Here is a 22,599-nt window from a genome sequence, read left to right as displayed (position 1 = left end):
CGAAGCGTTTTTTGCTTTATAAAACAAATTGATCTGATACGAATAACGCGCCGTCTTCTTTAAAAATGCAGGCTGGCTTTGTTCCGATGACCCGGATGTCTGAAGTGCTTGCGGCGATTCCCGTTTCTTCTGGCAAGGCGATGACGGGAGTGCCAAAAGCATTCCTATACCTTTTAATCAGCGGGTCATGTTCAACTTTGTAGTGGCACCAAACCGCATAGTCTCCAAGGAGTTTTAAGCCGTTAAAATCGCGCAATCCGCAAGTATTGCGGTCCATATAAGAGCAAGTCATAATGTTCTTTCCGAGAATGACGGCGCCGGCGCTACCGCCGTAAATGGTGCCGCCGCTTTCGGCATAGCGCTTTAAAACCTCGATAAAATGTGATTCAATGAATTGTTTGAGCAGACGAAACGTATTTCCTCCGCCGATATATACGGCAGAAAACGCGTCTAAATCGTGTACGCTTTTGCCTTTGACATCCGTCCACATCACGATGTTTTTAACACCGAGCGGGTGAAAGAGCCGGCTGATCCAATCGAAGCCGTCATCATACCTGTCAGCGTCCATGGCAATCGGAATATACAATAAAGGCTTATAAGGGCAGAGACTCCCGGCAAAATGCCGATCCAGCCGTTCGGTTTGATGGGCATCCCCGCCTCCGGAAAGAAACCATTTTCCCATCCTGACCTCCGTCGATTTGTTATGTTTCCTTTAATTGTTCATTCAGCACGCTGTCTTCCAAAACAGCAAATTTGTCTCCATACACTTTCGTAATATGTTTTTCGCCCCAGGAGCACAGCGAATCCAAAATGTCTTTAAGCGTCCATCCGTATTCGCTGAGTTCGTATTCGACCTTCGGCGGCACCTGCTGGTATACGATCCGGTTGATGACGCCGTCCTCTTCCAGTTCGCGCAGCTGCTGGGTCAGCATTTTCTGTGTAATGTTCGGCATCAGCCGCTTCAACTCACTCGTGCGTTTTTTGCCGTGCGTCAAATGGCACAAAATCACACACTTCCATTTCCCTCCGATCACTTCAAGTGTAGCTTCGACAGATATATTATACTTTTTCTGCTTCATGTTCTCCTCCAAACCATAGGTACCGAAAAGTACCTATCCTACTTTTTGGTTCCTATCACACTTAAAAGTGCGTACTTTTTTTTACAGATGATATGTACCATAATATCATTTGCCGGCAGTCATTTGCTATACATTAAAAACGAAAGGAGAAAAAGAATGACTTCTGTTCATGATAAAAAACGCAGTATATTAGCGCTTTTAGCTTTGGCGGCCAGCGCATTTGCCATCGGGACAACCGAATTCATCAGCGTCGGGCTTCTGCCTTTAATTGCTGATGACATGAACATTTCAGTGACGACCGCAGGGCTGACCGTATCGTTATACGCTTTGGGCGTGACAGTCGGCGCACCCGTTTTGACTTCTGCCACATCCAGTATGCCGAGAAAAGCGCTGTTGCTTGTGATTATGCTTATTTTTATGATCGGCAACGGGCTTGCGGCATGTGCCGGAAGCATCGGTGTTTTATTAACCGCCCGCGTGATTTCCGCGTTTTCTCATGGTGTATTTATGTCAATCGGTTCAACGATTGCGGCAAGCCTGGTCCCGGCGGATAAAAGAGCCGGAGCGATATCGATCATGTTTACCGGGCTGACGATTGCGATGATTACCGGAGTTCCCATCGGTACGTTCCTCGGTCAGCAGTTCGGCTGGCGGATTGCATTTGCGGCGATCGTCGCTGTCGGCGCACTGGCGTTTATCGCCAACAGTTTTCTTGTTCCGGCCGATTTGCCGAAAGGCGTCCGAACGTCTTTCAAGAGCCAGTTGAAGCTTGTGACCAATGGCCGTCTGCTGCTTTTATTCATCATTACGGCGCTTGGTTATGGAGGGACATTTGTTGTCTTTACGTATTTATCCCCGCTGCTTCAGCATGTGACGGGTTTTAAACAGGAAGCTGTTGCTGTCATTTTGCTTGCTTACGGCATTGCTGTTGCGCTCGGAAATATCATCGGGGGTAAAGCGGCCAACCAAAAACCGCTTACTGCATTATTCTATATGTTCATCGCCCAGGCGGCTGTGCTCCTTATCTTAACGGCGGCTGCTCCTTACCAGGCAGCGGGCTTTATCGTCATCATGCTGATGGGATTTTTAGCATTCATGAATGTCCCCGGGCTCCAGTCCTATGTGGTGATTCTGGCTGAACGGTTTGTTCCGGGGGCGGTTGATGTCGCATCAGCTGTCAACATCGCCGCTTTTAACGCCGGGATCGCGATCGGCTCTTATACAGGAGGCGCCATCACACAATCGATCGGTTTGATTCACACTCCATGGGTCGGAGCTTTGATGGTCCTCGGCGCTGTCGTACTGACGGGCTGGAGCAGGGCGCTGGAACGAAATGACCAAAAACAAAATCAAGCTTTAAAGAAAAACTGCGCATGACACATACACAAATATAAGGAGGCCAATTAGATGATGACGGCAAAAAATCTGCAAGATCGAATCACATTGAATAACGGGACGACCATGCCCTGGTTTGGACTTGGCGTATTTAAAGTAGAAGAAGGACCCGAACTGGTGCAAGCTGTAAAAACAGCAATCAAACACGGCTACCGCAGTATCGATACGGCAGCCATCTACGGAAATGAAGAGGGGGTTGGACAAGGAATTCGCGAAGGATTGAAAGAAGCCGGCATTTCAAGAGAAGACTTGTTTGTAACATCAAAGGTCTGGAATGACGATTTAGGCTATGACGAAACGATTGCAGCCTATGAAGCAAGTCTTGAAAAGCTCGGGCTTGATTACCTGGATTTATACCTGATCCATTGGCCTGTTGAAGGGCGCTACAATGCGGCGTGGAAGGCGCTTGAAACCCTTTATGAACAAGGGCGCGTCAAAGCAATCGGTGTCAGCAATTTTCACATTCACCATCTGGAAGACTTGCTGAAAGATGCCGCCGTCAAACCCGCGATCAACCAGGTTGAGTATCATCCGCGGCTGACGCAGAAAGAGCTGCAAACGTTTTGCCGTTCGCACGGCATCCAACTTCAAGCATGGTCGCCGCTGATGCAAGGCCAATTGCTCAGCCATCCGCTGCTGAAAGATATCGCGGACAAGCACGGCAAGACACCCGCCCAAATCATTTTACGCTGGGATTTGCAAAACGGAGTCATCACGATTCCAAAGTCGACAAAAGCGGAGCGGATTGCCCAAAATGCGGACATATTTGATTTTGAACTGACCATCGAGGAAATGAAGCAAATTGACGGGCTGAATGAAAACACCCGTGTCGGCCCTGATCCTGATAACTTTGACTTTTGACAAAATGGCCCCGTTCGAATTTCGAACGGGGCTTTAATTGAATTGCGCGGTTACGCCGCCGGCCTCCATCATCAGCAGTTCTTTTTTCATCTCCAATCCGCCCCGGTATCCCGTGAGCTGCCCGTTTTTGCCGATAACCCGATGGCACGGCACCACCATCAACAGCGGATTTGCGCCGATCGCCGCGCCTACGGCCCGCACAGCGTCCCGCTTTTGAATATGCCCGGCGATATCGGAATAGGAGCAGGTGCTGCCGTAAGGGATTTCGGAGAGCGCCTGCCACACGGCCAGCTGAAAAGGCGTGCCGGCAAGGTCGACAGGAAAGCTGAAATGAGTCCGCTTGCCGTTTAAATACGTCTGGAGCTGCTCGGCGTATTCTGCCAATCCATTGTCATCCCGAATGAAAACTGGCTGTGTGTACCTTTTTTCGGCCCAAGCGGCCAGCTCTTCGAAGCCTTGATTCCATGCCCCTGTAAAACAGAGCCCGCGGGCAGTCGCTGCAATGTGCATCTGCCAACCGCGGCAAGTAAGTGTACGCCAGGATACGATTTGATCGTCCATATGTTTACCTCCGTTTCATTTGCCGGTATGACGTCGGTGATTGCCCAGTTTTCTTTTTAAACAAAGCGGCAAAATAATCCGCATTCACAATGCCTACCATTGAGGCGATTTCTGCGATCGTTCGTTCTGAATGGGAAAGCAAATCGAATGCCTTATCAATCCTTTTCTGCAGGATATATTCTGCCGGCGAGACGCCTTTGACTCGTTTAAATGTCCGCTGCAGGTGAAAAGGGCTGATATGGCACTTGTCAGCCAAAGCTTGCAGAGACAGCGGATCGCGATAAGATTCCTCGATGATTCGCACCACACGCTGTGCCAGCTCTTCATCCGGCAGCAACGCCCCGGCCGGATTGCAGCGTTTGCAGGGGCGGTACCCTTCTGATAAAGCATCTTTTGCATTGAAAAAGATCTGCACATTTTCGATTTGCGGAACTCTCGATTTGCAGGAAGGGCGGCAAAATATGCCGGTTGTTTTAACCGCGTAATAAAAAAGTCCGTCATAGGCGGAATCGTTTTCCGTAATTGCCCGCCACCTTTCAGGCGTCAATCGTGATTTGCTGTTCATATCTTCACCCCGATCTATGTCAGTATAACCTAAATGACAGCCGGGGGTGGAGAGGGGGAGAATGGCACAGCAAGAAGACAAAGAAGGAGGGGCGGTTGCTTCGACCTCCGAAACGCGCTACAATTCATTTACAATACAGGATGAGGTGAGAATATTGCCGAAATCAGTGAAGCAAGCCTCCTAAAATAAAAATCTATATTTTAGGAGGTAAAACATGAATTTTCAAATAATCGAGCTTGACACATGGTATAGAAAATCTTATTTTGACCATTACATGAAGGAAGCGAAATGTTCTTTCAGCATAACGGAAAACGTCAATGTGACAAATTTGCTTGCCGTGCTCAAGAAAAAGAAGATCAAGCTGTACCCGGCTTTTATTTATATCGTATCAAGGGTCATTCATTCGCGTCCTGAGTTTAGAACAACGTTTGATGACAAAGGACAACTGGGTTATTGGGAACAAATGCATCCGTGCTATACGATTTTTCATCAGGACGACCAAACGTTTTCCGCCCTCTGGACAGAATACTCAGACGATTTCTCACAGTTTTATCGTCAATATCTTCTGGACGCCGAGCGCTTTGGAGACAAAAGAGGCCTGTGGGGGAAGCCGGACATCCCGCCCAATACGTTCTCAGTTTCTTCTATTCCATGGGTGAGCTTTACAAACTTCAATTTAAACCTTGATAACAGCGAACACTTGCTGCCGATTATTACAAACGGGAAATACTTTTCAGAAGGCAAGGAAACATTTTTGCCCGTTTCCCTGCAAGTACACCATGCAGTGTGTGACGGCTATCATGCCGGCGCTTTCATGAATGAGTTGGAACGGCTTGCCGCCGATTGTGAGGAGTGGCTTGTGTAGCAGAGGAAAGGCCGATATGATTCGGCCTTTTTTATATGCACTTCTTAGCGGGTCTCTTAACATCTCTTACTGCTGTGTGACTTTACTCATATTTGGAACGCCGGCTCTCAACAAACTTTCTGTAATGAAAATCATGAACCAAACGAATCGTCGGCCTGATTAATAGCTGAAAGCTGCCGATCACAAACATCCATATTCCCGCCGACTTCAGTTCCTCGGAGAAAAAGCAGAAGCTCCCGACAAGGAATAAAAGACCGATGAGAAAATCGTTTAATGTATGAAGAACTTTGTATCTTTTTTTGAAAAAGAGTTCGTATCGATTGCTATTGTTTTGCGACACTGCTTGATCCCTCCAGTTCTTTTTACTTTTACCCTGCCGGGAGCCGGAGCGAAACGTCGGTATACATAGGATTTATGAATAAGGAAAACATATGGGGAAATAAACCATCGAGGAGTGAAAAATATGCGGTTATTCATATGTGCATTGTGCCTGCTCGGCTTGATTGTTCCGTCATTTGAAACGAAAGCGCTGACGTTTGAACAATTGCCGGTTAAACAAGCTTCAAAACAATGGGAAGTTCAAATCGGTAAAGCTGAAGCCGGAAACGGAATGGCGAAACCGGAAAAAGGAGCGTTTCATACTTATGCTGTCGAAATCAAAAACATTGGACACGATGTAGCTTCGGCGGAAATTTTTCTCTATCGGAATGAGCCCAATTCTTCAACGAAATTTTCGCTTTGGAACATTCCTCACGAAAATGCCGTTTCTTTAGCGAAAAGCTTAAATGACGGAAGCCCTGTCAAGCACCGGAATCTGCTTATGGCAGAGAATGCGACCGAATTGGAAGTTGACATTATTTGGACGGAAAAAGGAAGTGAAGGCAGACCTTTAAAGGAATCGTTCATTTTCAAGGAAGATGAATCGTAAAGAAAAAAGGCCGTTGAACCGTCAACGGCCTTTTTTTGTTATGACTTAGGCAGCCGGCCGTTCGGCCAATATGATATCGAAGTGACCGTGAACCAGCAGTGCTCTTCACAAAACATTTACATTTAGAGAAAAATACAGGATGTTTTCACCAATATTTTTCTCAATAATGATACACTATTGACAAGCTGCTACTTTGGGAGGGGCGCTTATAATGAAGCAAAAACACCAAACTGTGTCATGAAAGCTCTCTCTAATCGATATAAAAGTAGGAGAGTCGGGTTTGTCAATCTGTAAAAGCTCTTTTTTATCCCGTGATCCGGCTTTAAAATTCTGAATCTTCAAGAAAGTTTACTGCTGCCTTGTTGCTGATTAATCGAGAACAAAGGATGATACATATGAAAAGAATAGATAAAATCTACCATCAGCTGCTGGATAATTTTCGCGAAACAAATATCAATCAGCTTTTAAAGATACAAGGGAATTCGGCTAAAGAAATCGCCGGGCAGCTGCAAATGGAGCGTTCAAATGTCAGCTTTGAATTAAACAATCTTGTACGGGCCAAAAAGGTGATCAAAATTAAAACGTTCCCCGTCCGCTACATCCCGGTGGAAATCGTTGAAAACATCCTGAACATCAAATGGAATTCAGCGCTGATGGAGGTTGAAGAACTGAAGCGGCTGGCTGACGGCCAAAAAAAGCCGGCGCGCAACATGTCCGCCGATCCCCTGGAGCTCATGATCGGGGCTAAAGGGAGCTTGAAAAAGGCAATTTCTCAGGCGAAAGCGGCTGTCTTTTATCCGCCGCACGGCTTGCACATGCTGCTGCTCGGGCCGACGGGTTCGGGGAAATCGCTGTTTGCGAACCGGATCTACCAGTTCGCCGTTTATTCTGATATATTGAAGCCCGATTCCCCGTTCATCACATTCAACTGTGCCGATTATTATAACAATCCTCAATTATTGCTCTCTCAATTGTTCGGACATAAAAAGGGGTCTTTTACAGGTGCCGGCGAAGACAAAGCGGGATTAGTCGAGCAGGCGGACGGGGGCATTCTGTTTATGGATGAAATTCATCGTCTCCCGCCGGAGGGGCAGGAAATGCTGTTTTATTTCATTGACAGCGGCACATACAACAGGCTTGGTGAAACAGAACATAAACGAACGGCAAAAGTCCTGTTTATCTGTGCAACAACAGAAAACCCGAGTTCTGCTTTGCTGAAGACTTTTTTACGGAGAATTCCAATGACCGTACATATCCCTTCGCTCGATGAACGGTCCCTTGGAGAAAGAGTGGAACTGACAACGTTTTTATTGGGGAAAGAAGCGGAGCGGATCAAAAAAAACTTAAATGTGCACATCGATGTTTATAATGCGCTGATTCATTCGGCAAAATTCGGAAATGTCGGCCAGTTGAAATCAAATGTGCAGCTCGTCTGTGCGCACGGGTTTTTAAACAACCTTGACAAAGACGAGGTTGTTGAACTGACCGTCCGGGATCTTCCCGATGAGATCAAAGAGGACTGGATGTCCAGCAGCAAAAATATCGAACGGAGCAAAATGATTTCTGAATACGTCAACATTACAACGATCATCTCTCCGATTGTGGAAGATGAAACAACGAAAATCGATGACTCATTTAACTTATATCATGTCATAGAAGAAAAAGCGAAAATCCTGAATAAAGAAGGCTTAACAAAAAAACAAATCAATCAATATATTTTAACGGATATTCATTTGCACGTCAGAAGCTTTTTTAATCAGAAAATGCTTCAAAACCACAGCTTACTCAAATTCGTTGAAGACGACGTGATTCAGATGACGAAAGAATTAAAGGAAGTCGCTGAACATGAGCTTGACTGCAAATTCGACCGTAAATTCATCTATTTTCTGAGCATGCACATCGCTGCATTTTTAAAGCGCGGAAAGCAGATAGATGTCTTAAATCCGCAGGAAACAGATGAAATCAGGGAAACCCATGTGAAGGAATACGAGGTCGCGCTGATTTTCAAAGATAAAATTCAAGCATATTTCAAAGTAACCGTTCCGGAAATCGAGGTCATCTACTTGACGATGCTGATCCAATCGATTAAATCATGGAAAGAAAACAAAAGGACGGGCATTGTCGTGGCTGCCCATGGAAACAGCACAGCGAGCTCTATGGTTGAAGTAGCCACTGAATTGCTGGGAAGCACCCCCATTGCTGCGGTTGATATGCCTTTGACCGTTTCACCCGCGGAAATCGTCAGCTGTCTGGCGGAGAAAGTGAAGCAGGTTGATGAAGGAGAAGGCGTATTAATGCTTGTCGATATGGGATCGCTTGCTATGCTGGAAACTAGGCTTGAACAACAAACGGGCGTTAAAATAAAAACGATCAGCAATGTTACGACATCGATGGTGCTCGATGCCGTCCGCAAGGTGAATTATTTGAATTTGAATTTGCACGCCATCTACGATTCGGTTACAAAGGATTTCATCGATTTATGGGCCGATAAACCGCGGGTCTCAGGCAAAAAGAAGGCGATCGTCTCCATTTGCACGACAGGCGGCGGAACGGCGAAGAAGCTCGAAGAGATTTTAACATCAATCGTAAGCAGGACATCTGATGAACAAATCAGCATTTTGACGGTGTCATCGATCAAATTAGCAAGCCGTATAAAAGAAATTGAAAAAGCGTATGAGATCCTTGCCACGGTTGGCACGAAGAACCCTAAAATCGATGCTCCGCACGTGCCTTTAGAAGTATTGATTGAAGGCGAAGGGGAAAAAGTGATTCAGCAAGTGATCGCAAACGGCAATATCCCGATGAGCGGCGGATTATCCGGTGAAAATGTGGTGGTGAAGGAGCTTTGCGAAGACAGCCTGAAGAAGTATCTTGTCTTTTTGAATCCCTATCATATGATAGACATGCTGTTGGAGTGGCTTCAGACGGTTCAAGACGAACTGCGCATCACATTCAGCAACGCGGTGCTGATCAAAGTCATCATGCATACCGCTTTTGCTTTTGAAAGGGTGATCAAACAGAACCCGATCGCTTTTCCGGAGGAAGAAGAGATGAATGATCAGCTTGAAAAAATTCTTCACATCACAGAGAAAACATTAAAGCCTTACGAAGATAAGCTTGGACTCGCGATCAGCGAAGATGAAAAAATATTTATCGCGTCCATCTTTGCTGAAGAGTTATAGCTGTTTTCCAAGAGCGATTTTTTCAGGTAAACCTGTATTAAGTGGAATTCCATTTTAATACAGGTTTATTTTTATGCTTGAATGTGTTTCGAACTTAAAAATAATTCGTCTTGAGATGCAGTAAAAGCGCTTAATACAACTTCGTTGGCACGATACTTGCATTATGAATAAGCGAACGAAAAAAAGAAAGGAGCAATTGTACATGATTACAGTCATTATCAGCGGCCACGGAAACTTTCCCACAGCATTAAAAGAATCTTCAGGGATGATATTCGGAGAAGAAGACAGCCTGATTGCGGTGCCGTTTCTTAAAGGGGAAGGCATCCAGACACTGCAAGAAAAATATCATCAGACGCTGAAGGACATTCCGGAGGAACACGAGGTGCTTTTTTTAGTGGATATTTTCGGCGGGACGCCATATAACGCAGCGACCCCTTACATCGCGAAGGAGCGGAGATTCGATATGGCAGCCGGCGTAAACTTGCCGATTCTGTTAGAGGCATTGAGCTTGCGGGAGCATATGCCGCTCAAACAACTGCTGAACCAGTTGAAAAAAATGAGCCGGGAATGCTTTCAAATCTGCAGCGAGCAATTGGAAAAATTCAGTCAGTCCAATCAGGGAAGAGAGGATGAATTGTAATGAAAATTGTTTTGGCAAGAATTGATGACCGCTTTATTCACGGCCAAGTATTAACAAGATGGATCAAAATCCACGCTGCTGATCGGATTATCGTTGTCTCTGATGAGGTGGCACAGGACGAAATGAGAAAAACACTGATCCTTTCTGTCGCACCTTCAAATGTAAAAGCCAGCGCCGTTTCGATTTCCAAAATGGCCAAAGCGTTTCACAGTCCGCGGTACGAAGATACGACGGCAATGCTGTTATTCGAAAATCCGGGCGACATTGTTTCCTTAATCGAAGCAGGCGTTCCGATCGAAACAGTCAATGTCGGCGGGATGCGCTTCGAGAATAACCGCAGGCAAATCACGAAATCGGTAAGCGTGACTGAAAAGGACATCAAAGCGTTTGAACAATTGCATGAATTGGGCGTGAAGCTGGAATTGAGGCAGCTGCCGTCAGATTCGAGCGAAGACTTTATGCAGATTTTAAGAAACGCAACAAAATCCTAGAAGGAGGGTGCTAAAGGCATGTCAACGATTCAAATTATTTTGCTGCTCGTCATTGCAGCTATAACAGGTATCGGTAGTGTATTGGACGAAGGGCAGACACACCGTCCGCTGATTGCCTGCACTTTGGTCGGCCTTGTTCTCGGGGATCTGAAAACAGGCATCATTCTCGGCGGAACGCTGGAGCTGATGGCGCTTGGCTGGATGAATGTCGGTCTTGCAATGGCCCCCGATACGGCCATCGCTTCCGTGATTTCGACCATTTTAGTGATTACCGCCGATCAGGGAATCGGCGAAGGGATCGCTGTCGCGGTGGCTCTGGCTGCTGCGGGTCAGGCGCTGACAATTTTCGTCCGGACGATCACCGTATTTTTAATTCATCGCGCCGACAAATACGCAAAGGATGGCAATTTTAAAGGAATTGAAATCATGCATATAACCGCCATGGCGTTTCAGGCGCTGCGCGTTATGATTCCGACATTGATTGTGGCTCTGATCAGTGTCAGCGCTGTTCAGGCGTTTTTGGGAAATATTCCGGAAGTCATCACAAAAGGTTTGCAAATAGGCGGAGGCATTATCGTTGTTGTCGGGTATGCGATGGTCATCAATATGATGAATATTCCGTATTTGAAGCCGTTTTTCTATATCGGTTTTTTGCTGGCCGCGTTTACCGATTTCAATTTAGTCGGGTTCGGTGCCCTCGGGCTCTGTCTGGCACTTTTATATCAGCAAGTGATGCAAAAAAATCATGCGCAAGGGGCGGTTGCTGCCGCCAGTGACAGCAGCATGGCCGCTTATGATGATGACGATGATCTGGATGCTTAACAATTAAGGAGGGACGACATAATGGGCACAGAAAAAAGATTAACGAAAAGAGAGATTTTCAGTATGTTTATCCGCTCAAACTTTTTGCTCGGATCCTTTAACTTTGAGCGTGTACAGGCGCTCGGCTATTGCTACGTCATGATTCCGGCGATCAAAAAACTGTACGGTCCGGGAGCGAAACGGAGCGAAGCGCTCCAGCGCCACCTGGAATGGTTTAATACGCATCCGTGGCTGACAGCGCCGATATTTGGCGTGACCGCTGCGATGGAAGAAGAAATGGCCAATAATAAAAGGATTGATGCCAAAGCGATTAATGGAATGAAAATCGGCTTAATGGGCCCGTTGGCAGGTGTGGGAGACCCGATTTTCTGGGGGACGTTGCGCCCGGTTCTGGCAGCCTTGGGAGCGTCACTTGCTTTAAGCGGAAACATCGCCGGCCCGCTTTTGTTTTTCTTTTTAATCAACGCCGTCAGATTAAGTACAAAATACTACGGGTTAAAGTACGGCTATGTGAAAGGCATGGAAATTTTGCAGGACTTGGTCGGGAACCGCATTCAAAAACTGACGGAAGGCGCTTCAATACTCGGGCTGTTTGTGATGGGAGCGCTCGTGTCCAAATGGACGACGATCAATATCCCGATCGTCGTGTCGAGAATTAAGGATGATGCAGGCAAAGTCGATGTGCAGACCGTGCAAAACATTTTAGACAGCATCATGCCGGGTGTCCTGCCTTTAGGATTGACATTGCTCGCTGCCTGGATGCTTCGCAAAGGGGTGAATCCTCTGCTCATGATTTTCGGTATTTTTATCATCGGGATTGTCGGCTATTGGGCAGGGTTTTTGGCATAAAATGTCTTGGGGGTTCTTTTCTTAGCTTTTGGAGAGGCAGGTCCATTCGGCCGCAAAAAGGGGGCGGCTGTTTGGACTTCCTGCCTTAACCGTCACTAAAAACCGTGTGAAGAAGAGGGGAGAAAAGGGATGAAAAAGAGATTGATTCAGATGGGGATCATAGGGGCTATGATGTTTCCGGAAGCCTTTTCCGCAAATGCGGCCGATCCGGACTACTATAATGAGGATCATCGGCCCAAGTATCATTTCACGCCAGAAGCAAACTGGATGAATGACCCGAACGGGATGGTGTATTACGCGGGGGAATATCATCTGTTTTATCAATATCATCCGTATGGTTTGCGCTGGGGGCCAATGCATTGGGGGCATGCAGTAAGCAAAGATTTAGTCAAGTGGGAGCATTTGCCGGTCGCACTGTATCCGGATGAAAAAGGGACGATTTTTTCGGGCAGTGCTGTCGTCGATCGGCACAATACAACAGGGTTTCAAACAGGGGCAGAAAAGCCGCTCGTTGCTATTTATACGCAGGACCGGGACGGGGAACAAGTGCAAAGCATCGCCTACAGCAATGACAAAGGCAGGACTTGGACGAAGTACTCAGGCAACCCTGTCATTCCAAATCCGGGAAAAAGAGATTTTCGCGATCCGAAAGTCATTTGGCATGAACAGACGAAAAAGTGGGTGATGATGCTTGCAGGCGGCGACCGAATTCTGATCTATACATCGCCTGACTTGAAGCAGTGGACATATGCGAGCGAATTCGGTGAAGGAGAGGGCAGCCATGGAGGCGTGTGGGAATGTCCGGATCTGTTTGAGCTTCCTGTAGAAGGCAGACCGAATGAAACGAAATGGGTGATGCAAGTCAGTGTTGGAGACGGTGCTGTCTCAGGAGGATCAGGCATGCAATATTTTGTCGGAAGCTTTGACGGAACAACCTTTAAAAATGAAAACCCGCCGAATCGCGTATTATGGACAGATTACGGGAAAGACTTCTACGCAGCTGTCAGCTGGTCTGATATCCCGCAGGCAGACGGACGAAGGCTTTGGTTAGGGTGGATGAGCAATTGGCAATACGCAAACGATGTTCCTACTTCTCCGTGGAGAAGCGCAATGTCTATCCCAAGAGAACTAAAATTGAAAGCGTTTTCTGAAGGGCTTAGAATTGTTCAGGCTCCGGTAGCGGAGCTGCAGTCGATTCGGGGTGCATCGCAAACGTGGAAAAACAAGATCATTTCGGCTCGAAACGGAAATTTTTTGAAAGCGCTGTCAAGCGATGCCTACGAAATCAATGCGGAATTTCAAGTAAACACCGGAGCTGCGGCCGAATTCGGCTTTAAAGTCCGAACAGGGGAAAACGAATATACGAAAATCGGCTACAGCAAAAACAGCGCTTCACTGTTCGTCGACCGGAGCCAATCCGGAAACGTCTCCTTTAATCCGAACTTTAACACAGGAAAGCATGAGGCCCCGCTGCAACCGGTTGGTGGGAAGGTGAAGATGCGCATTTATGTCGACCGCTCTTCGGTTGAAGTATTCGGCAACGACGGGAGGCAGGTGATCACCGACATTATTCTGCCGGATCGATCCAGCAAAGGGCTTGAAGTATATGCATCAAACGGGTTTGTCAAGCTGAATTCCATGACGGTTCATCCTCTGAAAAAAGTATGGGGAGCGTCACCCTTTCAATCGAATTTGACCGGCTGGACGACTGTAAGTGGTGTATGGGTCGATACGATTGATGGAAAACAAGGGCGCTCTGACGGGGATTCGTTCATTTTATCTTCAGCAAAAGGAACAGATTTCACATATGAAGCAGATGTCACGATAAAGGATGGAAATGGAAGAGGGGCAGGTGCTCTCGTATTTCGGGCCGATCAGAATGTTAAAAACGGATACCTTGCCAATGTGGATGCCAAGCATGACGTGGTGAAGTTTTTCAAATTTGAAAACGGCTCGGCTTCTGTTATTGCCGAACGCCGCACACCGATAGAAGCCGGCCGGAAATATCACCTGAAAACGGTGGCCCGCGGTGCCAACTTTAATATTTACCTGGATGATCAATTGGTGATTAGCGCCCGGGATTCAACGTTTACCGACGGAGCATTCGGTTTAAATGCATGGGATGCGACCGCAGTCTTCCAACATGTTTATGCCAAACGATAATCATGAGGCTGGAATGCCGGGCATTCCAGCCTTTCATTTAAAAGACGCTGCGGACCAATCCGCCGTCCGCCCGCAAGGCTGCACCATTGATCGGCGAGGAAAGCGGACTGCTTAAAAAGGTGACAAAGTGCGCGATTTCTTCCGGCCGAATCAGCCTTTGTATGATAGAGGTCGGCCGGTTTTCTTTCATAAACCGCTTTTCCGCTTCTTCGACCGTCAGGTTTTCATCCGGATAAAGGGTCTTCAGCATCGTTTCAACGCCATCGGTTAAGGTTGAACCCGGCATAACAGTATTGACGGTCACATTTGTACCCGCTGTAAGCTCTGCCAAGCTCCGGGAAATCGAGAGCTGCATCGTTTTCGTAGCGCTGTAATGCGCCATTTCCTGTGACGGCATAACCGCGGCTTCGCTCGCAATAAAAATAACCCGGCCTTCTTTTTTCTCGATCATGCTTTGCAAATAGCTCCGAGAGAGCCTTACCCCGCTCATAATATTCACTTCGAAAAAGCGGAACCAATCTTCATCCGGAATCTCGAAATATTCCGCCGGCTCAAAAATCCCTAAATTATTGACCAGAATATCAACATCCGGGAATGCCGCTAATAGGCCTTGACACCCTTTTTCAGTGCCAAGGTCATAAGGGGCCGCTTGAAAAACAGCCTCGGGAAATTGGCCTTTCAATTCGTCTATTGTTTGGTTGACCTTTTCTTGCCGGCGTCCGTTAATGATGACAGACGCACCTTCTTTCGCAAGTGAAGCGGCAATCGCTTTGCCGATTCCGGACGTCGATCCGGTCACCAACGCTGTTTTTCCTTGCAAATTCAAGTTCATCATCGATCCCTCCGTTTTCTTTTCATTATAAACAGAACAATGTCAAACAAAACAACATTCATGATTATGGAACAGAAGAACCCGAAACGGAAGTACGCACTTTTAAGTCATATAGGCACTTTTTGGTGCCTGCAGTTTTAAAGAGGTAATACGTTTGTTTGATCGCAGCGCGTCGCAATCGCATCAAAAAAGCCCGCCGTCTGTAAACGGCGGACTTACTGTTATTGGGGAATTCAATCATAACAAGTAACGGTGATGTATGTATCGTTCCCTTTAAACAGGACGAGTTCTGCTTGTTTATTTGCACCATCTGTAAAACTGCTGACATCGATCACCGGACTGTTGCTTTTCGGTCCGACGTAGATATTTTTTCTTACGATTTCGGGCGTGCTTCCCGCCCCGTCAACTTCATACAGCGTAAAAGTAAAGCCATAAAAGCTGTTGTTGTGAAAATAAAATTTTCCTCCGCCTGATTTGATGATCGGAGTTTGCGATGTCATGCCGTATGTGCCGATATTATCCCATACACCGGCACCTGCTGCAGACGCTGAAGAAAAAGGCAAAAGCAAACACGCCAAAGTGAGCAATAAGGCACCGATTTTGCTGAATTTCATGATTGGTCCTCCTTTTTAGTCACTACACTGGGGATTGTATCATTCATCATAGATGAAAGAATGAGGCATTGTTCCCTGAAAAATTAGGTTTATCTTTTTTCGCGCAATGCACTTTTTACGAACGAAAATCCATAAATTGTAATTTTGTTAAGAAAAAAGGCTGTTCAAGGTGCTTTGGCGCTATAACCTCTCCTTGGTTTTTTAGGCGTTCTTTTCTCTTTTAAATCAAAATAGGCACATGCTAATGATTGACAACATTTTCAAACTAACTTAAACTTAGTTTGATGATTAAACTAAGTATGGGCATGAGGAGTGGATGAAAGAGGAAGAAAATTTTTATGCTGCTGATAAAAAGCAACATTTGAAATCTGATTTTTATGAAAATTGAAAAATGGAGGTGATGAGATTGCATGAACCAGTAGTCTTGAATAGAATTCGTGATTGACGAGAGAAGCATCTGTCTCACTTCGGCTGGAAGGCCGCTTTCTAGGTCTAATGTATGCGCTTTCATATGACTTATCATAAAGCCGCTTTGAAAAGGCTGTGAAGGAGGTAACAATCATGACGGGTGAACATGTGAAAAAAGTAAGTATGTACGAAAAATCCGGTTATGCTTCCGGAGATTTGGCATGTAATTTAATTTACACCACGGTTTCTACATATCTTTTATTTTTTTATACGGATGTTTACGGTTTGTCAGCCGCCGCTGCCGGAACAATGTTTCTGATTGTTCGAATTATTGATGCGCTTGCCGATCCTTTTATCGGAACATTAGTAGACCGAACAAACAGCAGATTCGGGCGTTTTAGGCCGTATCTGCTGTTCGGCGCGTTTCCGCTTTCTGTACTTGCCATCCTCTGTTTTACAACCCCGGATTTTTCAGATACCGGAAAATTAATCTACGCTTATATCACGTATGTCGGTTTATCGCTCACTTATACGGCGATAAATGTTCCATACGGCGCATTAACCTCCGCGATGACCAGAGATAATCAAGAGGTCGTCAGCATTACTTCTGTTCGGATGGTCTTTGCCAATCTAGGCGGACTTATCGTATCTTTTTTTGTTCCTTTCCTTTCTACTTATTTAGGTGACACGACAGGAAACACTGCTCTTGGCTGGCAGCTGACAATGAGCATGCTTGGGATCATCGGCGCCTGTCTATTAATCTTTTGTTTTAAAAGTACAAAAGAACGAGTTACTCTGCAAATGCCTGAAGAAAAGATTAAATTTTCCGATATATTTGAGCAATTTAGGGTGAATCGTCCGTTAGTTGTGTTAAGCATTTTCTTTATCATTATTTTTGGCGTCAACTCGATAAGCAATTCCGTCGGCATTTACTACATGACGTACAATGTAGGCAGAGCAGATCTCGTGAAATGGTACGGCTTGCTTGGAAGCCTTCCTGCATTGGCCATCCTGCCGTTTATACCCCGAATCAATAAGTGGCTGGGAAAGAGAAAGCTATTGAATGCCGCTTTATTATTAAATATCATTGGACTTTTAGCCATTCTCATTGTTCCGCCAAGCAATGTGTTTCTGGTGCTCTTCTTTCGTGTCATTGCCGCAGTTGGAAGTGTGACGGCCGGGGGATATATGTGGGCGCTGATCCCTGAAACAATCGAATATGGCGAATATAAGACAGGGAAACGCTTGAGTGGATTGATTTATGCGATTATCGGCTTCTTTTTCAAGTTTGGCATGGCACTCGGCGGAATCGTTCCAGGACTCATACTAGAGAAGTTCGGCTATGCCGCAGGTCAGGTCCAATCTCCTGAAGCGTTGACAGGGATATTATTAACGACAACTGTAGTTCCTGTTATTTTCCTTATAGTGGCTATGATCGACATTAATTTTTACAATTTAAGCGATGAAAAATATGCAAAAGTCGTACGTGAATTAGAGAATCGAGACAAAGCGACTTGGACGATATGAATGAATTTGAGCGGGAATAGCCATTAGCCGGCTTACACTTTAAAGACAACCGTTAGGAGGAATGAAAATGAAGATTATCAATCCGGTGCTTAAAGGTTTCAACCCCGATCCATCCATATGCAGAGTAGGAGACGATTATTATATTGCAGTATCAACCTTTGAATGGTTTCCGGGAGTGCAAATCCATCATTCAAAAGATTTAGTGAATTGGCATTTAGTTGCACATCCGTTGCAGAGGGTTTCACAATTGGATATGAAAGGGAATCCCAACTCAGGCGGTGTATGGGCGCCTTGTCTAAGCTACAGTGATGGAAGGTTCTGGCTTATATATACAGACGTAAAAGTTGTGGATGGAGCCTGGAAAGACTGCCATAACTATTTAATTACTTGTGAAACCGTTGATGGGGATTGGGGAGAGCCGATTAAACTAAATAGTTCCGGCTTTGATGCTTCATTGTTCCATGATGCCGACGGAAAAAAATATTTATTAAATATGCTGTGGGATCACCGGAGCGGCCGCCATTCATTCGGAGGCATTGTGATGCAGGAATTTTCCGTGCGCGAAAAAAGACTTATCCATCATCCGAAAATCATTTTTGAAGGCACAGATATTAAACTGACTGAAGCACCGCACCTTTATCATATCGGGGATTATTACTATTTATTGACAGCGGAAGGCGGGACCCGTTTTGAACATGCTGCCACAATTGCCCGTTCAAGAAATATCGAAGGTCCATATGAGATTCACCCCGACAATCCAATTTTGACGTCTTGGCACGAACCTCGGAATCCGTTGCAGAAATGCGGACATGCATCAATTGTAGAAACGCATACAGGCGAATGGTATTTAGCTCATTTAACCGGGCGTCCTATTCATCCTGCTGATGACTCGGTTATTCACCAAAGAGGATATTGTCCTTTGGGAAGAGAAACCGCGATTCAAAAATTGGAGTGGAAAGACGGATGGCCTTATGTGGTAGGCGGAAAAGAGGGGAAGGTGGAGGTGGAAGCGCCCCGCATAGTTGAAACCAAGTTCCCATCGACATATCAGGAAGTTGATCAATTTGCTGATCGGACATTAAATATTAACTTTCAGACATTGCGGATTCCCTTAACGAAAGAATTAGGCTCATTGACTGAAAGGGCGAATCATTTACGTTTATATGGACATGAATCGTTAACATCCACATTTACCCAGGCGTTTGTAGCCAGGCGTTGGCAAAGCCTCCGTTTTACAGCGGAGACTGCTGTTGATTTCAACCCGGAGACCTTTCAGCAAGCCGCGGGACTGGTGAATTACTACAACACCGAGAACTGGACGGCTCTTCAAGTGACTTATGTTGAAGACCTTGGGCGCATTTTGGAAGTAACGATATGCGATAATTTTTCATTTTCACAGCCGATAAAAGACAAAATTGTCATACCGCGAGACATACAATATGTTTATTTAAGAGTAAATGTCGAATGGGAAACATATTATTACTCCTATTCTTTTAATAAAAAAGACTGGTATAAAATTGAGATCCCGTTGGAGTCCAAAAAATTGTCAGATGATTATGTGCGCGGAGGCGGATTCTTCACCGGAGCTTTTGTGGGAATGCAATGCCAAGATACAAGCGGGGCACATAAACATGCCGATTTTGCTTATTTTATGTACAAAGAGCTGTGAGTCAAAAAAATACCGCTCCCGACAATCGGGAGCGGTTCAAATTTGCTTTCTTCCCTTCCCTTTTTTAATGCCTCTTTCCTCACTCTGTTAATTTTAAAAGTTGTCATCCTCGCTCGTTTTGGGGTAAGTAAAACGCAAAAGGAGCAGATGCATTATGAACCTTTCAAATTAAACTTCATTACTAAACAATGATTCCAGAAGGTGTTCATTAATGAACATCCATAAGACAAAAGACCGGGGGATAGGCGCTTATTTAGCATGCATATGCTCTTTTTTGCTGGTGTCGATGAAAAATACAAAAAATTTATATTTTTTAAAATTCATACTTTACAGGTAGGTATAATGTAGATTATATTTAACAATAAAAATAAACCAATTGAAGTGGGAGGCCAACATGAAAAAGCTAATTGTGTTTGTCTTGATAGGATTATTTGCGCAGCTGATAGATGGCGCCTTAGGGATGGCGTACGGGGTGACATCGTCGTCATTGCTGCTTGCCTTCGGCATCGCACCGGCGGTTGCGTCAGCATCCGTTCACCTGGCGGAAGTCGTCACCACCGCGGCATCCGGTGTATCGCATATAAAGTTTGGAAACGTCGATAAACAAACGGTCAAACGACTCGTCATCCCGGGATCACTCGGGGCATTTCTGGGCGCTTCTTTTTTAAGCAACATTCCGGGCGAGCTTGCGAAGCCTTATATTTCAATGTTTCTGCTTGTCCTCGGCGTGTATGTGCTCATTCGATTTCTATTCATGTTTAAAATAGGAGAGCAAAAAAGCAGTATCAGCCTTTCGAGAAAAAAAGCCGTTCCCCTGGGATTAATCGCGGGTTTTGCCGACGCAACCGGAGGGGGAGGCTGGGGGCCGATTGCCACTCCAGTTTTATTATCCAAAAAAGGCGTCAGTGCGAGAAAAGTGGTGGGAACTGTTGACACAAGCGAGTTTGCCATTGCTGTTTCGGCAACGTTAGGATTTTTCATTTCTCTCGGCTGGGAAGAAGTCAATTGGCTGTGGGTTGGTGCATTGATGATTGGCGGAATCATTGCGGCTCCGATTGCCGCCTGGCTGGTGCAAAAGGTTCATGCCCGATTAATGGGCGTTCTGGTCGGCGGACTGATCATCCTCGTCAACACAAGAACGCTTGTCCATTCGTGGATCGATCAAACAGCATTATATCCGGTCATTTATATTGGAATCATTGCCGTTTGGATATCAGCTATTGTATATATTGCTGTAAAAATAAGAACAAGTGATCAAGCTGCTCAAGCATTAAATCAATAATCCTGCGACGGCTTCAGACATTATGAACGTTTTAAAAAAGATGCGGAAGTCGATAAGCAAGAGAAGGGAAGAACTTCAGGCCATCAACAAAAGAATATATTCCGATCGGACAACCGAAGGGTTCCTGTTAGACTGCCGTTCCTTGAAAAGGAACTGTAAACTAAGAGGATTTTTTATTTTCAAATTTACTTATAGCGCGGTCTCAGCTTGTTTTCATGCCTCTTTTTACATCCCCAGTCTCATTTCTAAACAATGAATGCGGAAGGTGTTCATTAATGAACATCTCCCGCTTGATTGCCGATTGAATGTGGATTTTCCTGGAATTATAATATTTGTGAATAGCCTAATGTACTATCGTGGTTTATCATTCCGATGCAGGCTGTCATTTACAAAAAAATGGAGATGGAGGTTAGATGAATGTCTTCAAAACAAGAGAAGAGCTCCGCTATATTATCTGAAAGAGAATTGTCTTCTGCAGCATTTAAAGATGAGGCGTACGAATTTTACAAACGATTACGCGCTTCCCGTCCTGTCTATCCCGTATCGATGGGGGATCTGGGCGAAGGCTGGCTTATTACGAGGTACGATGATGCGGTCGATATATTAAAGGATGCTAGAATGAAGAAAAATTACGAAAATGTGTTTACTGAAGAAGAATTAGAGAACTTCTCGGCTCTGGAAAATGAAGAACCTTTATCAAAACATATGCTCAACTCAGATCCCCCCGACCACGGACGCTTGCGGTCTCTTGTTCAGAAAGCATTTACTCCCCGGATGGTTTTACAGCTCGAGAACAGAATCCAAAAAATCGCTGATTCCTTATTGGATCAAGTAGAACCGAATCATTCTATGAATCTTGTAGACGACTTCGCTTTCCCGCTGCCGATCATTGTCATCAGCGAGATGCTTGGTATTCCGCATGAAGATCGGCAAAAATTCAGAGTTTGGTCCCATGCGATTATTGATTTTTCGGACACTCCTGAAAGCCTTGAGGAAAACAAGCATCAAATAGGCGAATTCGTTGAATACCTGGAATACTTGGTCCGCAAAAAAAGGGACGAGCCTGCAGAGGATTTAGTCAGTGCATTAATTCAGGCAGAAAGCGAAGGAACGACATTAAGCATAGAAGAGCTGTATTCGACGATTATGCTCCTTATCGTTGCAGGACATGAGACAACGGTAAACTTAATAACCAATATGACCTTTGCCTTGCTGAACAACCCTGATCAGCTGAAAAAGCTTCGTCAACATCCTGATTTAATCGGCTCAGCCATTGAAGAGGCGCTCAGATTTTACAGCCCCGTGGAATTAACCACTCTGCGCTGGGCGGCCGAACCGTTTACATTGCACGGGCAGGAGATTAAGAGAAAAGATGTGATCATCATTTCATTAGCCTCGGCCAACCGCGATGACACGGTCTTCCCGAATGCCGACCGCTTTGATATTGAAAGAAAGGATAACCGCCACCTTGCCTTTGGCCATGGCAGCCATTTTTGCCTGGGCGCACCGCTTGCCCGATTGGAAGCCAAAATCGCCATTCAGACCTTGCTGCGCCGCTTTGAACATATAGAGATCAAAGGCGAAAGGGAGGAGATCAAATGGAAAGGCAATTTTCTGATGAGAGCTTTAGAAGAACTCCCATTATGTTTTTAAATGATTGATTTGTGATCTGTCATTTCGGCGGAAGAAAAAACATGGAATGTTTCATCTTGAAAATAGAACATCAGATAATGAGATGTTCATCTATCACAAGGCTCATAAACATCGTACTCCCCGCTATGACGGGGAGTACTCTTCACGGCTTAATCGCAGATTCGCTTTATCACGAGTGCATCCTCTCATATTTTCCCCGCAGGTTACCGCACA

Annotated in this window: 21 protein-coding genes and 1 pseudogene; 15 read left to right on the top strand and 7 right to left on the bottom strand. The window is 45.5% G+C overall.

Going from position 1 to position 22,599, the window contains the following annotated elements; translation table 11 throughout:
- Window positions 1-16: 16 nt before the first annotated feature.
- Together MKX80_RS14660 and MKX80_RS14655 are read right to left on the bottom strand one after the other, a co-directional pair.
- The gene (locus MKX80_RS14660; protein ID WP_182070308.1) at window positions 17-682 is read right to left on the bottom strand and encodes a peptidase E; all 666 of its coding nucleotides are present in this window, start codon (window positions 680-682) and stop codon (window positions 17-19) included.
- A 19-nt stretch (window positions 683-701) separates the two neighbouring features.
- Window positions 702-1,079, bottom strand: coding sequence for a helix-turn-helix domain-containing protein (locus MKX80_RS14655; RefSeq protein ID WP_154999511.1), 378 nt, complete (start codon window positions 1,077-1,079; stop codon window positions 702-704).
- Window positions 1,080-1,235: 156 nt separating this feature from the next.
- On the opposite strand from MKX80_RS14655, the gene MKX80_RS14650 reads away from it, so the two are divergent.
- On the top strand, window positions 1,236-2,456 hold the full coding sequence (locus tag MKX80_RS14650) for an MFS transporter (RefSeq protein ID WP_154999512.1): 1,221 nt from the start codon (window positions 1,236-1,238) through the stop codon (window positions 2,454-2,456).
- 30 nt (window positions 2,457-2,486) lie between these two features.
- Window positions 2,487-3,335: an aldo/keto reductase gene (locus tag MKX80_RS14645; RefSeq protein WP_154999513.1), complete on the top strand. Its 849-nt coding sequence runs from the start codon at window positions 2,487-2,489 to the stop codon at window positions 3,333-3,335.
- Window positions 3,336-3,368: 33 nt separating this feature from the next.
- Here MKX80_RS14645 and MKX80_RS14640 read toward each other — a convergent pair whose 3' ends face one another.
- Both MKX80_RS14640 and MKX80_RS14635 read right to left on the bottom strand, forming a co-directional pair.
- A complete protein-coding gene (locus MKX80_RS14640) occupies window positions 3,369-3,896 on the bottom strand; it encodes a methylated-DNA--[protein]-cysteine S-methyltransferase (RefSeq protein ID WP_154999514.1) in 528 nt (175 codons plus the stop codon).
- 4 nt (window positions 3,897-3,900) lie between these two features.
- The gene (locus MKX80_RS14635; RefSeq protein ID WP_154999515.1) at window positions 3,901-4,461 is read right to left on the bottom strand and encodes a bifunctional transcriptional activator/DNA repair enzyme AdaA; all 561 of its coding nucleotides are present in this window, start codon (window positions 4,459-4,461) and stop codon (window positions 3,901-3,903) included.
- 61 nt (window positions 4,462-4,522) lie between these two features.
- Between MKX80_RS14635 and MKX80_RS14630 the strand changes: the two genes are divergently transcribed.
- Both MKX80_RS14630 and catA read left to right on the top strand, forming a co-directional pair.
- Window positions 4,523-4,645, top strand: a complete 123-nt coding sequence (locus MKX80_RS14630) for a hypothetical protein (protein ID WP_261763667.1) — start codon at window positions 4,523-4,525, stop codon at window positions 4,643-4,645.
- 30 nt (window positions 4,646-4,675) lie between these two features.
- Window positions 4,676-5,326: a type A chloramphenicol O-acetyltransferase gene (gene catA, locus MKX80_RS14625; RefSeq protein ID WP_154999516.1), complete on the top strand. Its 651-nt coding sequence runs from the start codon at window positions 4,676-4,678 to the stop codon at window positions 5,324-5,326.
- 82 nt (window positions 5,327-5,408) lie between these two features.
- On the opposite strand, the gene MKX80_RS14620 is transcribed toward catA, so the two are convergent.
- Complete coding sequence (locus tag MKX80_RS14620; protein ID WP_154999517.1) at window positions 5,409-5,666, bottom strand: YrhK family protein; 258 nt, start codon at window positions 5,664-5,666, stop codon at window positions 5,409-5,411.
- Window positions 5,667-5,789: 123 nt separating this feature from the next.
- Between MKX80_RS14620 and MKX80_RS14615 the strand changes: the two genes are divergently transcribed.
- The 7 genes from MKX80_RS14615 (at window position 5,790) to MKX80_RS14585 (ending at window position 14,401) form a co-directional block, all read left to right on the top strand.
- Window positions 5,790-6,254 (top strand): hypothetical protein, encoded by a 465-nt coding sequence (locus MKX80_RS14615; RefSeq protein WP_154999518.1) that lies wholly within the window; start codon window positions 5,790-5,792, stop codon window positions 6,252-6,254.
- A 395-nt stretch (window positions 6,255-6,649) separates the two neighbouring features.
- Window positions 6,650-9,436, top strand: a complete 2,787-nt coding sequence (locus tag MKX80_RS14610) for a sigma-54-dependent transcriptional regulator (protein WP_182070309.1) — start codon at window positions 6,650-6,652, stop codon at window positions 9,434-9,436.
- A gap of 202 nt (window positions 9,437-9,638) precedes the next feature.
- Window positions 9,639-10,076, top strand: coding sequence for a mannose/fructose/sorbose PTS transporter subunit IIA (locus MKX80_RS14605; protein ID WP_020452356.1), 438 nt, complete (start codon window positions 9,639-9,641; stop codon window positions 10,074-10,076).
- The gene (locus MKX80_RS14600) at window positions 10,076-10,567 is read left to right on the top strand and encodes a mannose/fructose/sorbose PTS transporter subunit IIB (RefSeq protein ID WP_182070310.1); all 492 of its coding nucleotides are present in this window, start codon (window positions 10,076-10,078) and stop codon (window positions 10,565-10,567) included. Before MKX80_RS14605 ends, MKX80_RS14600 begins: the two co-directional genes overlap by 1 nt.
- A gap of 18 nt (window positions 10,568-10,585) precedes the next feature.
- The gene (locus MKX80_RS14595; RefSeq protein WP_154996577.1) at window positions 10,586-11,389 is read left to right on the top strand and encodes a PTS mannose/fructose/sorbose transporter subunit IIC; all 804 of its coding nucleotides are present in this window, start codon (window positions 10,586-10,588) and stop codon (window positions 11,387-11,389) included.
- Between the two features lie 21 nt (window positions 11,390-11,410).
- Window positions 11,411-12,238 (top strand): PTS system mannose/fructose/sorbose family transporter subunit IID, encoded by an 828-nt coding sequence (locus MKX80_RS14590; RefSeq protein ID WP_154996579.1) that lies wholly within the window; start codon window positions 11,411-11,413, stop codon window positions 12,236-12,238.
- Window positions 12,239-12,367: 129 nt separating this feature from the next.
- Window positions 12,368-14,401: a GH32 C-terminal domain-containing protein gene (locus MKX80_RS14585; protein WP_268342993.1), complete on the top strand. Its 2,034-nt coding sequence runs from the start codon at window positions 12,368-12,370 to the stop codon at window positions 14,399-14,401.
- Between the two features lie 37 nt (window positions 14,402-14,438).
- Here MKX80_RS14585 and MKX80_RS14580 read toward each other — a convergent pair whose 3' ends face one another.
- A complete protein-coding gene (locus tag MKX80_RS14580; RefSeq protein ID WP_154996587.1) occupies window positions 14,439-15,233 on the bottom strand; it encodes an SDR family oxidoreductase in 795 nt (264 codons plus the stop codon).
- A gap of 233 nt (window positions 15,234-15,466) precedes the next feature.
- Window positions 15,467-15,847, bottom strand: a complete 381-nt coding sequence (locus MKX80_RS14575; RefSeq protein ID WP_154996583.1) for a hypothetical protein — start codon at window positions 15,845-15,847, stop codon at window positions 15,467-15,469.
- Window positions 15,848-16,408: 561 nt separating this feature from the next.
- On the opposite strand from MKX80_RS14575, the pseudogene MKX80_RS14570 reads away from it, so the two are divergent.
- From MKX80_RS14570 to MKX80_RS14555, 4 genes and pseudogenes are all read left to right on the top strand, one after another.
- Window positions 16,409-17,802, top strand: a pseudogene (locus MKX80_RS14570) (MFS transporter).
- Window positions 17,803-17,849: 47 nt separating this feature from the next.
- On the top strand, window positions 17,850-19,451 hold the full coding sequence (xynB, locus tag MKX80_RS14565) for a xylan 1,4-beta-xylosidase (protein WP_154994511.1): 1,602 nt from the start codon (window positions 17,850-17,852) through the stop codon (window positions 19,449-19,451).
- A gap of 394 nt (window positions 19,452-19,845) precedes the next feature.
- Window positions 19,846-20,733: a sulfite exporter TauE/SafE family protein gene (locus tag MKX80_RS14560; protein WP_154994510.1), complete on the top strand. Its 888-nt coding sequence runs from the start codon at window positions 19,846-19,848 to the stop codon at window positions 20,731-20,733.
- Window positions 20,734-21,150: 417 nt separating this feature from the next.
- A complete protein-coding gene (locus MKX80_RS14555; RefSeq protein WP_268309998.1) occupies window positions 21,151-22,386 on the top strand; it encodes a cytochrome P450 in 1,236 nt (411 codons plus the stop codon).
- Window positions 22,387-22,599: the final 213 nt, after the last annotated feature.

Source organism: Bacillus sp. FSL K6-0972, assembly GCF_037976035.1.
Taxonomy (GTDB): Bacteria; Bacillota; Bacilli; order Bacillales; family Bacillaceae; genus Bacillus; species Bacillus haynesii.
The sequence above is the reverse complement of the archived record's forward strand: the minus strand, read 5'-3'. Positions and strand labels throughout refer to the sequence as shown.

Coding starts and splice junctions, on each gene's coding strand:
- MKX80_RS14645 (WP_154999513.1), top strand. CDS start 2,487: ATGATGACGGCAAAAAATCTGCAAGATCGAATCACATTGAATAACGGG.
- MKX80_RS14590 (WP_154996579.1), top strand. CDS start 11,411: ATGGGCACAGAAAAAAGATTAACGAAAAGAGAGATTTTCAGTATGTTT.
- MKX80_RS14660 (WP_182070308.1), bottom strand. CDS start 682: ATGGGAAAATGGTTTCTTTCCGGAGGCGGGGATGCCCATCAAACCGAA.
- xynB (WP_154994511.1), top strand. CDS start 17,850: ATGAAGATTATCAATCCGGTGCTTAAAGGTTTCAACCCCGATCCATCC.
- MKX80_RS14650 (WP_154999512.1), top strand. CDS start 1,236: ATGACTTCTGTTCATGATAAAAAACGCAGTATATTAGCGCTTTTAGCT.
- MKX80_RS14580 (WP_154996587.1), bottom strand. CDS start 15,233: ATGAACTTGAATTTGCAAGGAAAAACAGCGTTGGTGACCGGATCGACG.
- MKX80_RS14605 (WP_020452356.1), top strand. CDS start 9,639: ATGATTACAGTCATTATCAGCGGCCACGGAAACTTTCCCACAGCATTA.
- MKX80_RS14630 (WP_261763667.1), top strand. CDS start 4,523: ATGGCACAGCAAGAAGACAAAGAAGGAGGGGCGGTTGCTTCGACCTCC.
- MKX80_RS14575 (WP_154996583.1), bottom strand. CDS start 15,847: ATGAAATTCAGCAAAATCGGTGCCTTATTGCTCACTTTGGCGTGTTTG.
- MKX80_RS14615 (WP_154999518.1), top strand. CDS start 5,790: ATGCGGTTATTCATATGTGCATTGTGCCTGCTCGGCTTGATTGTTCCG.
- MKX80_RS14635 (WP_154999515.1), bottom strand. CDS start 4,461: ATGAACAGCAAATCACGATTGACGCCTGAAAGGTGGCGGGCAATTACG.
- MKX80_RS14555 (WP_268309998.1), top strand. CDS start 21,151: ATGTCTTCAAAACAAGAGAAGAGCTCCGCTATATTATCTGAAAGAGAA.
- MKX80_RS14600 (WP_182070310.1), top strand. CDS start 10,076: ATGAAAATTGTTTTGGCAAGAATTGATGACCGCTTTATTCACGGCCAA.
- MKX80_RS14585 (WP_268342993.1), top strand. CDS start 12,368: ATGAAAAAGAGATTGATTCAGATGGGGATCATAGGGGCTATGATGTTT.
- MKX80_RS14640 (WP_154999514.1), bottom strand. CDS start 3,896: ATGGACGATCAAATCGTATCCTGGCGTACACTTACTTGCCGCGGTTGG.
- MKX80_RS14610 (WP_182070309.1), top strand. CDS start 6,650: ATGAAAAGAATAGATAAAATCTACCATCAGCTGCTGGATAATTTTCGC.
- MKX80_RS14655 (WP_154999511.1), bottom strand. CDS start 1,079: ATGAAGCAGAAAAAGTATAATATATCTGTCGAAGCTACACTTGAAGTG.
- MKX80_RS14560 (WP_154994510.1), top strand. CDS start 19,846: ATGAAAAAGCTAATTGTGTTTGTCTTGATAGGATTATTTGCGCAGCTG.
- catA (WP_154999516.1), top strand. CDS start 4,676: ATGAATTTTCAAATAATCGAGCTTGACACATGGTATAGAAAATCTTAT.
- MKX80_RS14595 (WP_154996577.1), top strand. CDS start 10,586: ATGTCAACGATTCAAATTATTTTGCTGCTCGTCATTGCAGCTATAACA.